12 protein-coding genes and 1 pseudogene are annotated in these 13,952 nt (G+C 46.0%); 1 reads left to right on the forward strand and 12 read right to left on the reverse strand.

The features are described 5' to 3' along the window. Nucleotide 1: 1 nt before the first annotated feature. The 5 genes and pseudogenes from MHB80_RS20195 to MHB80_RS20215 form a co-directional block, all read right to left on the reverse strand. A complete protein-coding gene (locus MHB80_RS20195) occupies nucleotides 2-1,591 on the reverse strand; it encodes a response regulator (protein ID WP_341278655.1) in 1,590 nt (529 codons plus the stop codon). Between the two features lie 309 nt (nucleotides 1,592-1,900). Beyond that, nucleotides 1,901-2,098, reverse strand: a pseudogene (locus tag MHB80_RS20200) (LLM class flavin-dependent oxidoreductase); the annotation flags it as partial. Nucleotides 2,099-2,160: 62 nt separating this feature from the next. Next, nucleotides 2,161-2,499, reverse strand: a complete 339-nt coding sequence (locus MHB80_RS20205; RefSeq protein ID WP_341278656.1) for a hypothetical protein — start codon at nucleotides 2,497-2,499, stop codon at nucleotides 2,161-2,163. A gap of 27 nt (nucleotides 2,500-2,526) precedes the next feature. Further along, complete coding sequence (locus MHB80_RS20210) at nucleotides 2,527-3,294, reverse strand: SMP-30/gluconolactonase/LRE family protein (protein ID WP_341278657.1); 768 nt, start codon at nucleotides 3,292-3,294, stop codon at nucleotides 2,527-2,529. A gap of 43 nt (nucleotides 3,295-3,337) precedes the next feature. After that, on the reverse strand, nucleotides 3,338-4,117 hold the full coding sequence (locus MHB80_RS20215; protein ID WP_341278658.1) for an SDR family oxidoreductase: 780 nt from the start codon (nucleotides 4,115-4,117) through the stop codon (nucleotides 3,338-3,340). A gap of 334 nt (nucleotides 4,118-4,451) precedes the next feature. On the opposite strand from MHB80_RS20215, the gene MHB80_RS20220 reads away from it, so the two are divergent. Continuing rightward, nucleotides 4,452-5,117 carry a TetR/AcrR family transcriptional regulator gene (locus MHB80_RS20220; protein WP_341278659.1) on the forward strand — a complete coding sequence of 222 codons (666 nt, stop codon included), beginning with the start codon at nucleotides 4,452-4,454 and terminating at the stop codon, nucleotides 5,115-5,117. A gap of 116 nt (nucleotides 5,118-5,233) precedes the next feature. Here MHB80_RS20220 and MHB80_RS20225 read toward each other — a convergent pair whose 3' ends face one another. The 7 genes from MHB80_RS20225 to MHB80_RS20255 form a co-directional block, all read right to left on the reverse strand. Continuing rightward, complete coding sequence (locus MHB80_RS20225) at nucleotides 5,234-7,228, reverse strand: AraC family transcriptional regulator (RefSeq protein WP_341278660.1); 1,995 nt, start codon at nucleotides 7,226-7,228, stop codon at nucleotides 5,234-5,236. A 199-nt stretch (nucleotides 7,229-7,427) separates the two neighbouring features. Beyond that, nucleotides 7,428-9,386: an AraC family transcriptional regulator gene (locus MHB80_RS20230; RefSeq protein WP_341278661.1), complete on the reverse strand. Its 1,959-nt coding sequence runs from the start codon at nucleotides 9,384-9,386 to the stop codon at nucleotides 7,428-7,430. Nucleotides 9,387-9,536: 150 nt separating this feature from the next. Beyond that, nucleotides 9,537-10,373: a DNA alkylation repair protein gene (locus tag MHB80_RS20235; RefSeq protein ID WP_341278662.1), complete on the reverse strand. Its 837-nt coding sequence runs from the start codon at nucleotides 10,371-10,373 to the stop codon at nucleotides 9,537-9,539. Between the two features lie 161 nt (nucleotides 10,374-10,534). Next, complete coding sequence (locus MHB80_RS20240) at nucleotides 10,535-11,218, reverse strand: Crp/Fnr family transcriptional regulator (protein WP_341278663.1); 684 nt, start codon at nucleotides 11,216-11,218, stop codon at nucleotides 10,535-10,537. A gap of 7 nt (nucleotides 11,219-11,225) precedes the next feature. Next, nucleotides 11,226-11,756, reverse strand: coding sequence for a PadR family transcriptional regulator (locus MHB80_RS20245; RefSeq protein WP_341278664.1), 531 nt, complete (start codon nucleotides 11,754-11,756; stop codon nucleotides 11,226-11,228). A 66-nt stretch (nucleotides 11,757-11,822) separates the two neighbouring features. Then, nucleotides 11,823-12,980: an ABC transporter permease gene (locus MHB80_RS20250; RefSeq protein ID WP_341278665.1), complete on the reverse strand. Its 1,158-nt coding sequence runs from the start codon at nucleotides 12,978-12,980 to the stop codon at nucleotides 11,823-11,825. A 150-nt stretch (nucleotides 12,981-13,130) separates the two neighbouring features. Continuing rightward, a complete protein-coding gene (locus MHB80_RS20255; protein ID WP_341278666.1) occupies nucleotides 13,131-13,949 on the reverse strand; it encodes a hypothetical protein in 819 nt (272 codons plus the stop codon). Nucleotides 13,950-13,952: the final 3 nt, after the last annotated feature.

Consider the following 13,952-nt stretch of genomic DNA (forward strand, 5'->3'; position numbering starts at 1 on the left):
TTCATTGATCCTTTCCAGTCAAACTTCTAAACTTTTTAGGTGAAATACCGTTTTCTCGTTTAAATACACGAATGAAATAACCTACATCCTTATACCCTATTTTTTGTGCTATGTCGGCAATTTTATCTTTAGAATGCAGCAGCAATTGCTTAGCCTTGTCCATTCTCACGCTCATTATATAGTCGGTTAAATTCATGTTGGTATGGGACTTAAACAGTGTGCTGAAATAAGATGCGTTGAAATGAAACATCTGTGCAATCGCTTCTAAAGAAATATCTTCTTGAAAATGCTCTTGAATATACATGTGGCATTTCTGCATCACAATATGATTCTTATCCTCGTTCGTACGACGGTATAGCTCTGAGATACTCGTTGCCGCATTTTTCATAGCATGCCTTAGCTCGCGATAGTCCTCGCATAACATCATCTTATTCTCGAATTGATCGGATAACAGGGAAAGCTCATCCTTGGAAGCAAGGTGCTGCGCTTCTTTGAGACGGTTGATGATAAGCCTCACACCGTCTTCCTTTATCGACATTGCTTTTGGATACGTGATATCTCTCACTTTTTCAAGCAAATCATTGATGTGCTTGTTTAATTGTTCCACATTCCCTTTCTGAATCGCTGCGGCAAACTGCTGCTCTTGTTCGAAAAGATCTATTGATCTCTTCGTATCATCGCAATCCTGATATGGAATAACCTGTCCTATTCCCAAAATAAAGCTGCGATCCAGCGCTTTGGCTGCTTGATCATAACAGGTCTTTCCCTTTTTCCAATTTTCTTCATTTAATTCAACGCAGCCAAGTGTACAAACGAGATCGTATTCAGATCGTAAATCATTTATAATGGCTTCTAGTGCGGAATGAATGGAAAGGTTGTTCTGTATGGCATGGTTATGATGTGCAGCTAACATTACTAACTTCCCATCTAACTCTATGAATATGGTCAAGCTTGATAATTGCTGAAAAAGGCCTCTCACCCTTTCTATTAACAATTGGTTATTTATTCTTTCTTTCCCTTGTTCTGCTTCCTGCTTTTTATTCCGCATAACGAGCAATAAACCTTTATGCTCAGCAATCTGAGGATAAAGCATTTCCCTTAGCTCCGAGCCATCACTATTTCCTTGAAGCCAATCCAATAGCAGCTGATGATGATAGGCATTTATGGAAGCTTCTAATTTATGCGTAATCTCCGTCCATTTTTTGTTCTCTTCCCGTTCATTTTCCAATACCTGATCAAGCTTATCTAATAAATGCTCCAGATCGGGCTTGCCGATCGGTTTGACGATATAATCAAATATCCCTAAGCGAATCGCTTGTTGGGCATAATTAAAATCTCCGTAGCCTGTTATAAGCACGAGCTTGCCTTGATAATTTTGCGTAGAGAGATGTTTTAACAGTTCCATACCATCCATAACGGGCATACGGATGTCAGTCATAACAACGTCTATGGGGAACTGATTTATTAGAGCCAATGCTTCTTCGCCATCCGCAGCAGTATGCAGCGCATAGTGAGGCCTCAGCGATTTAATTATGGTTGCCATCGCTCTTAGTTGCCTCGGTTCATCATCAACAAGAAGTACATTGTGCATCCCGCAGCCTCTTTCCAATCAAAATGTAAACGCTATCAATATCATAATGAACAAAAATGGTTGATAAATTATACTTTGATTGGATAATAGCATGATTTCTTGAATTATTACATCATTGAATGATTAGGATAGATGGATTTTATGGGGCTCTAGAGCCCTTTCACCAAGAATACGAGTTTCTCCGAAGTACCCTATTTTTCAGTTAATATGAAAAAACTCCCCATACGGTAGACAGGTTGTATGATTTCACCTGTTTACCGTATGGGGAGCTTATCATTTAATGGACAGCCCCGTTCCATTTAAAATTCGTTAACGGGAGGGCATTGCAAACAACGGTTGGTTTTCCCAAACCTTGCTCGGAATTTCCCGCTTTAATACCGGAATGACATCGGCTGCAAAACGCTCCACCTGCTCGCGCTGCTCTGCCTCCGTCAGTCCATCCACGCTAATGCTTAGTACCTCGTGCCCAAACGCTTGATGGTAAACCAAAATCTTCTCAATCATTTTTTATTTTCTAATTTAAATATCCGATCCGCAACAAGCTGCAACTGGTGAATACGACCAGCCTATTAGGACAAAGGTACGCGGTATACACCCTCGCTGCCTCCCGGCGCTGTCCCGATATATAAATAGCCGTTATGATTAACCGCTGTCGTTATTCCATAAATCTTGCCTGACGGTTCATGCCAGCTTTCGAGCAATTCCCCTTGCGGGCTGTATTTGGCAATAAGCCCATGCTTCACCGGCGCGCTGGCACCATTCAGCAGCGCTTGCGGCACTTTAGCCATCAGCCCAGCCAGCCACGGGCTGTTGTGCATTTGATCAACAAATGCCAAGCGGCTCGTGAAAATGCCGACCCAGAAGTTCCCTTGCGCATCCCGCGTTATATTGTCCGGGAAGCCAGCCATATTTTCAGCAAAAACATCCGCCGTCCCCTACTTCTCCCCTGAAAGCCAATAACGGGTCATCTGATAGCGATACGACTCTGCCACCAGCACATACTCCTCATCTGCCGACAACGCAATTCCGTTGGCAAAATAAAGTCCTTCCAGCAGCACTGACGTTTGCTTCGTCGCCGGATCATATTTGAGCAGCCGTCCATGCGGCTTGTTTTCCGCCATTTCCTTGAAGGTCACCTTGCCATAATTCGATGTATCGGAAAAATAAATCGTGCCATCCTTCGCAATATCGAGCTCATTAGCTAAATAAATCGGCTCGCCGTCCACTGAATCGGCAAGCACCTCTATGCTCCCTGTCTGCGATACCGCAAGCAGGCCTTTCTGCACATCGGTCACAATGAGATTCCCGTTAGCATCAAACATCATGCCATTTGGTGTTCCTTGCGTATCTGCATACACGACTGCCGGCCCGGGATTGCCCTGTGCATCGAAAGGAACTTGATAGATTTTACCGTCGGAATCCCCTGTATAAAGCTGCCCTTCCTTATCAAAGGTAATGAATTCCGGAAAATGCGGGGCATCCGTAACCAGCTGGGCGGAGCTGAGCTTGTCGTTCTGCTGCCACGGTCCTTCCGCCTCGAAAGAAGGCGCGGTTGGCGCGACCCATTTTACCGGCTCGACTGGGGATGGCATAATAATAAAGACCAGCGCTCCTGCCACGAGCAGCCCTAAAAGGGATAAGCCCACCCTGCTGATGATTTTGCGTCTAGAGCTAGCATTCGTTTTTCTCGATGCAGATGTCATTTGAATATCTCCCTTATGATTATGCTGACGGCTGATGCATGGATTAGCGTGGCTTGAGCATGCCGCCTACGATCCGTAGCGACTGCTTGCGCGTTACGAACCGCGACAGCTGTGCTCCGATATAATTTTTCATACCCGGTACAAAATAGGACTTGCCTTGCGCCAGCTTGCGCAGCGCCTCCTTGACGATTTTTTCCGGCGTATCTTTTTTCCCGACGGAGGCGGATTCCGTGCCTACAACCTTAAAGAAATCCGTATCGGTCGAGCCGGGACAGAAGGCAAAAAACGTCACGCCGCGTTTGCGATTTTCCCACGATAGAGCATCCGTAAACGATAAGACGAAAGCTTTGGTCGCCCCATAAACCGCCATATAGGGAAGTGGCTGAAAGCCCGCAGTCGAAGCTACATTGATGACGGTACCTGAACTTCTGCGCAGCATGCTTGGCAAAAACAAATGGGTCAGGCTTACCACTGCCGCAACATTGAGCATGATCTCCTCATGCTGGCGCTCACCGGATACTTGCTCGAACAAGCCATGCGTAGCAAAACCTGCATTATTAATAAGCAGTTCAATATCCACCTTCAGCTGCTGGCATTGCTTATACAGCTCGCTCGGCGCACTATCCTTGGACAGATCAAGCGCAATGACCTTTGCTTGAATGCCATGCTTCTTGCTAAGCTCCGACGCCAGATTATTCAGCTTGCTCTCCGACCTTGCTACAAGCACCAAGTGACTGCCTTTCTCCGCTAATTGTCTGGCGAATTGCTCGCCAATCCCGGACGAGGCTCCAGTAACGAGCGTCCATTTTCCTTGAATATTCATATAAAGTCCTCCTATTTTTATACACCGTATTTTTAAAGAAACACCGTTACCAAGATATTAAAAATAAGCACCGTTACTTTTGAGCTAAAACGAGTCGTTCGCTTGATCGGTAACAGTGTTTCTGTATAGAATCATAGTAATCCGACATCTTAATGATGTCAATGTTTTTTTATTCAACTTGCTCTGATCATAAATATAAAGGGAGCAGGGCAGCTTGTCCAAAGCCTTCTCCTGCGCATTGACAAGCCTTCATCGTCTGTATAGAATTTGGATTAGTGAATAGGAAACCCTGTTGCTTATCAAAAACAGGTTGACCGAGACGAAGGTGATAAAAATGAGTGAACAGGATCATCCCCTTAATACGAATAAGCGCGAGCTGAAAACCTATCAGGAAGCCCGGCTGCAAAATACCGAAAATCTCCGCAAGCTCGTCGTAGACGCTGCGGCTACTATTTTGCAGGAGGAAGGCCCTGAGGCAGTTACCGTTCGTAAAGTATCACAGAAAATGGGCTGCTCCACCAAAATTATTTACAGCTTGTTTGTCAATAAAGAGGGGCTTGCGCAGCAGCTGTATCTCGATGGCTGCAAAATCATGGCTCGCGAGTTTGAGGCAACGCCTGCACTCGCCGATCCGAGGGAGCATTTGCTCGCTCTGGGCGAAACCTACTGGCAGTTTGCACAACGCTACACCAGCTATTACAAGCTGATGTTTGGCGGAGCATTCGGCGATTTCAAGCCAGATGAGGAAAGCCTGCAGGGCACGGTGACGGCTATGCGGCAGTTGATCTATGTAATCGGCAGCGCTCAGCAGCAGGGTCTCCTGTCAGCGGCGTCACCGACGGATACGGTAGAAATTGTCCGCCTCGTCTGGGGCGCCCTCCACGGCGTCATCCATCTGCAAATGGGCGGGCATTTTGGCGATGTCCCATCTGCCTATGCTACCTATCAGCAAACGCTCTCCTTATTATCGAGCACCTTGTTTGCTAAGCAGGAAGGCTAAACTTGAGCGCCTAGCACCTATCGATTCGTCAAGCTGCCCGTCGATTAAGCAGACCCCATAATCCCAGCATAAAAATGCCGCCAATCCTCTAAACAGGACTGGCGGCTTTCTACCTTTTATTTTTGATTCGCCGTCATGACGCTGACGACTTTCTCCAGTTGAAGCTCCAGAGAATACGGATCTTCCATAACGAACTCATCGTCTTTTTCACCAGATGAGCCGTAAGCATACACTTGGCCTTTCTGCACAGCAGGAAGCTGCTTCCACAACTGGCTGTTCAATATTTCTTCATTGCCTTCATCATCTGCCCCGTATAAAAAGATATGGTCGCCCGTATACTCAGAGAGAACTTCCAATGAAATACTTGCAAAGCCATCCTTCATATCTTTCGCCTGCTGCGTTGGCGGCAGCTCCAGCATTTGATAAATAGTTGAGCTGCCATAATTGCCGCCCTCAGCGGCCATTACATACAGCGCATTGTATCCGAATTGGACGATGGAGACCGTTTCGCTCGCTTTGACGATTCCGGCTATTTTCGCTTTGGCTTCTTCAACCTTTGCTTCATATTCCGTGATCCACTGCTCTGCTTCCTGCTCCTTGCCGAAGATTGTGCTTACTTTGCGGAATTTATCGAGCGGCCCCGCTGTCTTCAGCCCTTCCCAATAAGGAAGAAACACCGTCGTGCCAACCTTCTCGTATTGCTCAATATTCTCATCAATAGAGCCAATAATGAGATCCGGCTCCAAATACGTCAGCTTCTCCAAATTCAACGGAAAATCGCCCAAATCCTCTATGCCGTCCAGAACGTCCTGTGAAATACCGGATTTGCTAATCCATGCCTCATTCAACATATAGCTTCTAACTCCAACTGGCACAATGCCGAGCTTCAGCAGATGGCCCATATATTGATCGGCGGCAACCCGCTGCGGATTAGCAGGCACCTCTACATCACCTTTAGGCGTAGCTACGATCCGGGTCGCGGCTTGTGGCTCCGCTTGCTGAGCCGCAGGCGATGTCTCCGCATTCGCAGCACTAGCCGACTGGTTAGTCGCAGATCCCGAAGGGCTAACACTCGTATTTGCCGCTCCCCCGCATGCGCTTACGAGCAAGGTAAAGCACATCACTAAAGCCATAACTGCTATTTTCGTTCTTCTTTGCATCAATAACTCTCTCCCTGTCCGATAATGAAAATGATTTTCAGTATCATTATAGGGATAAAACGGAGGTTGCAGAACGGCAATTCCTTGCATCGATATGGGCAAATCCCGACCTTTCCCTTCCATGCCATACTTCTCTCTATATCGAGCTGGAGAAATCCCCTTAAATTTTTTGAAGCTTCGGCTTAAAGAATGGGCATCTGGGAAGCCTACGTTTTCGGCAATTTCCTGCAGGGTCGCATCCGTCCGCAGCAGCAACTGCGTCGTACGCTGGGTCCGGATCTGGCCTATGTAATGCATAGGGCTGCTGCCTGTTTTATTTTTGAACAGTCTCGACAGATGCCCTTCGCTGCATTCCAATGCCACAGCGATCATATCCAGCGTAAGCGGCTTAGTGTAATGCTCATGAATATGGTGAATGGCCATCGCTGCTAGGTCCGGTCGAATCGGGTCCATTTCCTGCTGATGCCATTGCCAAAGCAGCTCATAGACGAACTGGTAAAAGCCTGCCTTCACCTGCAGCCTGCCCAGCCCCGTCTCCTGCCTCCACTCCTCATACAAACGCTCGACTTTATCGAATAAAGCAAGCGGCGCGCTAGGCTCAAACGCATATTGATAATGGAAAGGATTATCCTTCTCTATCCGCTTCGCTAGATCCTGTGCGCTCGGCAGCGCAAGCGTCGGCTTGTACAAAATCATATAATATTCCAGCTCATCCTCCGCCAAAATAGTCAAGCTCATGCCTTTGCCGCCATGAAAAATATAAAATCGCTTAGCCACATGCATTTGCCGGTCCAGCCAGATTTTCGCGTTTCCCCGCACCGTATACATAAACGCACTGGCTGGCAGCCGATAAGAGGAAAGCTCTTCCCCTTTGTCCATTGCCGAATAGCGAATATCAATTATTTTAATAAAAACATGATTCCATAGCCTTATATGTTCATTTAATTGCATACTGCCGCTTCACTCCCCTGTTGCAAACCCACCCGAACGTTTAAATTAGTTCCATTATAATTGATAATCATTCTTAGTGGCAACCAATTCAGGATACTTTAATGAGCAGTGTTCCGTATAAAAATCGTATACTTTCCTATATTAAAAAAACGCTCTGCTCTGAATGAATAGAGCAGAACGTTTCATAGCCGTCTTACAGTTACTTGTTTGCCGTTGTCGCCAGCAAAGCGTTCGTAATGACATCCAACTGCGTATTCAACGAATAAAGATCGGTGTAATAAAACAAGCCGAAATCCGCATCGATGACATGCCCGGCCTTCACCGCAGGCAAGCTGCTCCAAACCGGATGTCCCGACAGATCATCCATCCCCTCCCAAGAGGAGCGTATCACATAATCGCCCGCAAATTGCGACAGCACTTCCATAGATACCATTTCGCTTTCTACCATTTTCGTCTTCTCCAGCTTCTGCTGAATGATTTCCGGTGCTTTCATGCCTAAATAATCATAAACGATTTGCGAGCCCCGACCATATTCCTTGCTTTCAATGATCAGCATTTCTTTCGTGCCGCCTTCAATAATCGTAATTGTCTTGTCCAGCAAGCCAGCCAAGCGAAGCTTTTCTTTGCTCTCTTCCACCTTGCTCTGGAAGCTATCCAGCAGCGCCTGCGCTTCCTTTTCCTTGCCAAACACTTCACCAAGCTTCGTAATCCGCTCCACTGTTGATACTTGATCGGCAGGAATGAGCACGGTTGGCACAATATCCTTAAGCACCCTGTAATTATCCTCGGAATTGGCGATTATCAGATCCGGATCAAGCGCCATGACCGCCTCCGGGTTCGTTTCATTCCAGTGGCCCAGCGATTCCACACCTTCCAATTGCTCTGAGAAGGCTGCGCCATCATAAACTTCAGAAATGCCGATTGGCTTAATGCCAAGAGCAACTGCATCACCGAGCATATACAGCACAACGATACGCTTTGGCTCCGCTGGAACAACAACATCACCTTTTATCGTGGATATGGTCCGTGTACTCGCTTCCCTAGCAGTATCGGCATTAGCCGCAGTAGCTGCGGTTACATTCGTCGCAGCCTGGGATGTGTTTGAACCCGCATTGGTTCCTCCAGTAGAGCAAGCGCCAAGCACTAATGTCAAGCTGAGCAGCATGCTCAATACGAGCGCTGAATTTTTATTTCTTTTCATATCTGTAAACCCTCCGTTATAATATTGATAATGATTATCACCACCATCCATACTATAACGTTGCCGTTCGTACGATCCAATGGACAATTTGGCACTGCCCAATGGACTATCTTCCTTTATGCTGCCGCCTCGCTCCTTGGCCTGATAACGTGCTGGCGATAGGCCCGTCTGCTTCTTAAATAAACGGCTGAAATAATATTCATCCGTATAACCGACATACGCTGCGATATCCCGAAGCGTCGCTCCCGACTCCAGCAGCAGCTTTTTCGCTTCCTTAATGCGAATTTGAATGAGATAATCAATCGGGCTTGCGCCCGTCTGCTTCTTAAATTTCATCGACAGATAACGCGGACTATAGTTAAAGCGATTGGCAAGCTCGTCCAGTGATATCCCTTCTTGATAATGCTCATGCAGAAAACGTATTGCCTGAGTGACAAGATCCGGCTCGCCGCTCGCCATCTCCGTAGTTTTCAGCTGGCCCAGCACCTCGTGTACAAATTGGTAAAACAACCCCTTAATTTGCACGCTGCCGAGACTTCCGTCATTTCGGAGCGTCTGATTCATCGTTGACATCAGCACGAGCATGGCCAGCGGCTCATCGGGCTCAAACCCATATTGAATTTCAAAAGGGCTTCGGCGCTCCAGCAGCTGGCGAATTTCCCTCCAGCCCGAGAAAGCGAGCTTTGCCCGATAGTACAGCAAATAAAATTCAAATTCTTCCTGCGCTTCGACTTCCAGCTGCATTCCCTTTGCGCCATGCAGCAAATAAAATCGTCGCGACTGATAAAAATGGCCGTCCAGGCGCAAATTCGCCGCTCCTTTTACCCCATACAAAAAACCGCTAGCCGGAAAACGATAATCACTCAGCCGTTCCCCAGCATTCATGATAATATGCCTTATATCAAATATTTTCACCGCCGTATGATTCCATACGGTTATATGCTCACCCAGCTTCATGCTGCTTCTCTCCTACTGTAGCTAAACCCCTTTTCACTATTATAAATGATAAAACTTCTCAATTAAAGTTAAAAAGAAGAGCATATGCCCAAAGCACATGCTCTTCTTTCACACTATTCATTTAGCTATATGCTGTGGTGCCTTTTATGCTTATTTCAGCAGGTTGCGCTTTGCCCTCGTTACAATCCGCTTGGTTTGCTTCGTATCGGACTGCTCCTGCCAACGCTTGCATACCTGAAGCACCCAATCCGGATTCGTTTTGCCGGCATCATTCAACCAGTTGCTCACAGAGTCCTGCACATATTTTGCCGGGTCGGAGCATACGGCCTCCAATAGCGGCAATGCAGGAGCAGGATTTTCCTTTAAAGCCGCAATATGCTTGGCCCATACGCCTACCGGACGCGTGGCTTCAATAGCAAAGCGCCGAATATTGGCATCAGCATCTATTACCCAGCTTGCGAAATAAACCAATGCTTCTCTTAATTCGCGAATAATGGGCTCCCTTACAGCCATCCAGGCTATTTCACGCACGCCAAAATGATGATCTGCCGCAAACGGGCGAATGCCAGCCAATTTCTGCTCCAAGCTCAATTGGGCATCGAGCCCGATCATGTATGCGGCCCAGCAGCGGACACTATCCGAGCGATGGCCCTCCAGCGCCTCATAAAGGCCGGTTCGCTCCGCAGCACTTTTGCCTTCCAACCATGCGAGCCACTCTCCCGCAATGGCTGGAATGATCTTCATGATTTTACACTCGCTGAATGCGTTCATCCGCAGCAGCATGGGCTCAGCATCCTGTCCAAGGCACAGCCCACCTGTTACGGCACGCAGCAGCGATTTATGGTCAACGGCCAGCCATTCGGTCAAATTGGCGCTTTCAAGCTTGCCCTCATTGAGCAGACTGGCAACCTTTGGCGGAATATCGTCTATTTTTCGAGCACCTTTACGGTGCAAAATAACATCCGGTATCAGCATTTCGGTATCCATAAAACTCTCCCTTTCCTTTTTAAAAATAGCAGCATGCCAGTACGCATCGCCGGGCAATAGCCGATAATGCCTTCCAAGCAAGCTGCTATTTATAAAATACGCGATAAGGGATCGTAAAAGCTGTAAGGCAGCTTACAGCTTTGTTTTGTTTCGTTTTGCAGCTAAGTTGCCAGACGCTCCAAAAGCTTACCTTGGTGGATGCAAATGGTTCTAAAGCCGGTGCTGATGAAGCCTTCTTTAACGAGCTCTTGAAGGGCGATCGTTACGGATTCCCGGCTCGCGCCAACGAGATGGGCAATTTCCTGATGCGAGAGCGGAAAGTTTATTTTATCGAATTCGCCCGCGCGAGTAAGTCCGAAGTCCTTGCCGAGCCGCATCAGCGCATGTAAAATTTTATCATGCAGGTTTCCGAGCGCCAAATGCTCCGTCAACTGGCTCATGCCGTTCAAGCGATCGCTTAATACCTCAAGCAAAGACAGCATGAACCGGGGCCGATGAAGCAGAAAATTTTCAAAGCGCTTCGGGTCCATCAAGCAAATATCGCTGTCTTCGGCTGCTTCAATGTAATGGTTCCGCGTTCCAAACGAAATCATCGCCATCTCCCCGAATACATTGCCTTCGCTTAAAATATCCGAAGTGAACTGCTTGCCCTCCGCGCTAAGCTTATACAAGCGCACCTTACCCTTTTTCACAAAATAAAGTCCTTCGGCAAATGTCGCCGGCGTCTGAATAAAGGTATTTTTCGGAAAAGGCGTAATGACGGTTAGCTCCTCCATCTCGATTAAATCTTCCATCGACAACGAATGAAGCAGATTAAATTGCGACAAATATTGAATTTTATCCACGATGGGCCTATTCGCTTCGCACATAAACGAGCAGCTTTTGAAGCCAAGCGACGTCGCTCTGAATCATATGGTAGGCGTGGTCGGCCAGCAGCTCAAGCGGCTTGTGCTTCTCCTGCGAAATTGGCAGCGTATCCAGGTCCGTCCCTTCAATCATTTTGAGTCTATCCTGGCGCTTGTCAATTGCTTCCTCAATCAAATAAGCCAGCTTGCTTCTATCGATCTTGTCCAAATAAAAAAGCGTAGCATATAGAGCTGTTATGTTAGTCACGTTTTGATAAGCGGCATAAATTTCGGTTTCCAGCGCTTTGAGGCCTTTGTCGGTAATGCCATAGGTCGTCTTTTCTGGACGGTTGTCTGATTGAACGACCTCAAGCTTTTGAATGAGCCCTTTTTTCTGCAGTACATCAAATTGATAATACAGCGTTCCATCGTTTATGGGAATCGTATTGCCGAGCGACTTGAGCACCTGCTTTTTTATATCATACGGATGGCTTTCCGCTTCGCTCAACGTTCCAAGAATAAAAATTTGCAAGGTCATTGCATCGCCTCCATAACTAGCTTAAAGGGCTGACAAGCTGCTAGGGAGCCTGCCAACCCTTTTATTTTACATGAATTGCGGCTGAGCTGCAGGCGTATTTTCCTCATTCGTAGCTTTAACGCCTTTAAATTGGTGAATCAGCGTATTGATCAGCAGTGCTCCAGCGCCAATTAGCGCGAGTCCCAGCAAATACTTGGGCGTCTGCCCCCCGCCGAAGAGCAGATTGTAATCCAGCTGAATCGTGTAAAACATCGGGGAGATGTAGCTGATTGCTTTGAAAAAGCCCGGCATCATTTCCTGGGGCATCATTGCTCCGCCGGCGATGGTCTGCGACAGCAGCAGCGGCATATTAAGCAGCATGCCCGCTTGGCCGGCCAGCATACAGAAGATGCTCGTAAACGAAATAGCTGTAAATAATTCAAGGGCGTGTAACATCCAGACTTTTAGAAACGTCTCGGCACCATAGCCATGGATAGAGAAATAAATCGTCAAGCCAATGAGCGGAACGATTAAGGCCAGCAGCGCATTAAGCCCCTGCAAACCGAGGAAGGCTTTCCATTTGCCCAGCTGTCCTTTCATTTGCTGCAAAGCGCCAACACTAATCATCGAATAAATCATTGCCCCAACATAGCCAGCCATTGCCAGAAACATCGGAGCCATCTGGTTGTGCATGCCGGCAGGCTTCGGGTTCGTCACAACCATATTGGCAGATACTTTGGTCATGATGCCTTCCACCATCTGCTGCGCCTGCTCCTCTGGCAGCTGCATATTTTGCAAAAGCCCTTCAAAGCTTTGCGTCTGAATTTGGGCAACCATTTTGCTGGAAATTTGGTCAGCCACACTTTGCATCGCACTGCTTGTCGTCGCCGGATTAGAATCATTCATGAAAAAATCCAATTGCGCTTGTTCACCCTGCTGGGAAAGCTGCTGCGTGAAATTTTGCGGGATATGAACGATTAAATGAACACTGCGATTGTCCAGCTCGGTTTTTGCCTGTTCCAAGCTAAGCCCCGTATTGATATGGAATGGCAGCTGTTCTTTCAACTGCTCAACCATCTTCGCTCCGGTTTGCTCGTCCTCGCTTACAATCGCCACCGTGAGATCAGGCAGGTTTTTTGGTACCGCGCTGTACCCATACATAAACATCCCGATCATCGCAATCTGATAAAAAACCATCATAAAAATGCCGCCGATTACCATTTTGTTTTTCAAAAATGCTTTCATGCTCCACTCCACCTTATACTTTGTTTTATATACTTTAATTAGAGTAATTAACTTAGTGCAAACTGTCAATAAAAAAGCTACTATGACCATAATGTCAAGTAGCTGAGGATCATCCTTCTTGTTTTAGCAAGTCGGATAAATATATTAGGTTTAAGAATCTTTTTTATAAATTTCAGTTTCATTGGAAGTTAAATAATAAATTTTGTGCTTATCAAATTTTAGTTTGTTAGGAAAAGATCTTTTTGCCTCTCTCCAAAAATACATTCCTAGTAATAGATTTGCATAAATACCCAAATAACTTTGATCAGGTGGAAGTTTCATCCAGGGGGCATGTATATGACCGAACTTCAAATAAAACTCAGCAAATAAAATGGCGACTCCAAACAAAAATATACTCGTAATTCTCATTGCCCTTTTTCCTGAAAAGTGCTTAATATGTCCACAATTTACAACATAGCTTTTTGACGCCTTGACATCGCCCTTCACCTTTAAAAATTTTGATAAATGAATAATTTGAATTACAAAACCATCGTTTGGTTTAAAATATTCAAAACTAAATTTCACTTCACTATCTCTCAATATGGCTTCAACATTGTTTGAAGGTCTAGTCATGCTCACAGGAGATATCCCCTTTATTAAAAAACCTGTTGCTACGAGCGGCATCGACTTAGAAATATCTTTTTCCTCAAGAATACTATTTCCTGAATTCCAAATTACTAAAAAAGTTCTTATTAGTTCATTTTTCTTCCTATATCGGATTCTACTAAAATTATCATTATGCGAAAGTGGGAACTTCTCGTCTATAATATATGTTGTATTATAGTATTGGTATGATAATTGCTTCTTGCTTGTGAAATAATAATTCGTGAGATAACCAACAATACTTCCAATAAAAATCCCAGATAGACTAATATCCAGGATCCTAATAAAAAAGACGACACTACTATTATAAAATTCAAACAATTTCATTTT

It is taken from the genome of Paenibacillus sp. FSL H8-0537 (assembly GCF_038051995.1).
In the GTDB taxonomy this organism is placed as follows: domain Bacteria; phylum Bacillota; class Bacilli; order Paenibacillales; family Paenibacillaceae; genus Pristimantibacillus.

Bases quoted from the DNA above. Each gene is read 5' to 3' on its own strand.
- MHB80_RS20225 (WP_341278660.1), bottom strand. From the start codon at position 7,228: ATGCAATTAAATGAACATATAAGGCTATGGAATCATGTTTTTATTAAA.
- MHB80_RS20235 (WP_341278662.1), bottom strand. From the start codon at position 10,373: ATGGATACCGAAATGCTGATACCGGATGTTATTTTGCACCGTAAAGGT.
- MHB80_RS20230 (WP_341278661.1), bottom strand. From the start codon at position 9,386: ATGAAGCTGGGTGAGCATATAACCGTATGGAATCATACGGCGGTGAAA.
- MHB80_RS20195 (WP_341278655.1), bottom strand. From the start codon at position 1,591: ATGCACAATGTACTTCTTGTTGATGATGAACCGAGGCAACTAAGAGCG.
- MHB80_RS20250 (WP_341278665.1), bottom strand. From the start codon at position 12,980: ATGAAAGCATTTTTGAAAAACAAAATGGTAATCGGCGGCATTTTTATG.
- MHB80_RS20255 (WP_341278666.1), bottom strand. From the start codon at position 13,949: ATGAAATTGTTTGAATTTTATAATAGTAGTGTCGTCTTTTTTATTAGG.
- MHB80_RS20210 (WP_341278657.1), bottom strand. From the start codon at position 3,294: ATGACATCTGCATCGAGAAAAACGAATGCTAGCTCTAGACGCAAAATC.
- MHB80_RS20205 (WP_341278656.1), bottom strand. From the start codon at position 2,499: ATGGCTGGCTTCCCGGACAATATAACGCGGGATGCGCAAGGGAACTTC.
- MHB80_RS20245 (WP_341278664.1), bottom strand. From the start codon at position 11,756: ATGACCTTGCAAATTTTTATTCTTGGAACGTTGAGCGAAGCGGAAAGC.
- MHB80_RS20220 (WP_341278659.1), top strand. From the start codon at position 4,452: ATGAGTGAACAGGATCATCCCCTTAATACGAATAAGCGCGAGCTGAAA.
- MHB80_RS20215 (WP_341278658.1), bottom strand. From the start codon at position 4,117: ATGAATATTCAAGGAAAATGGACGCTCGTTACTGGAGCCTCGTCCGGG.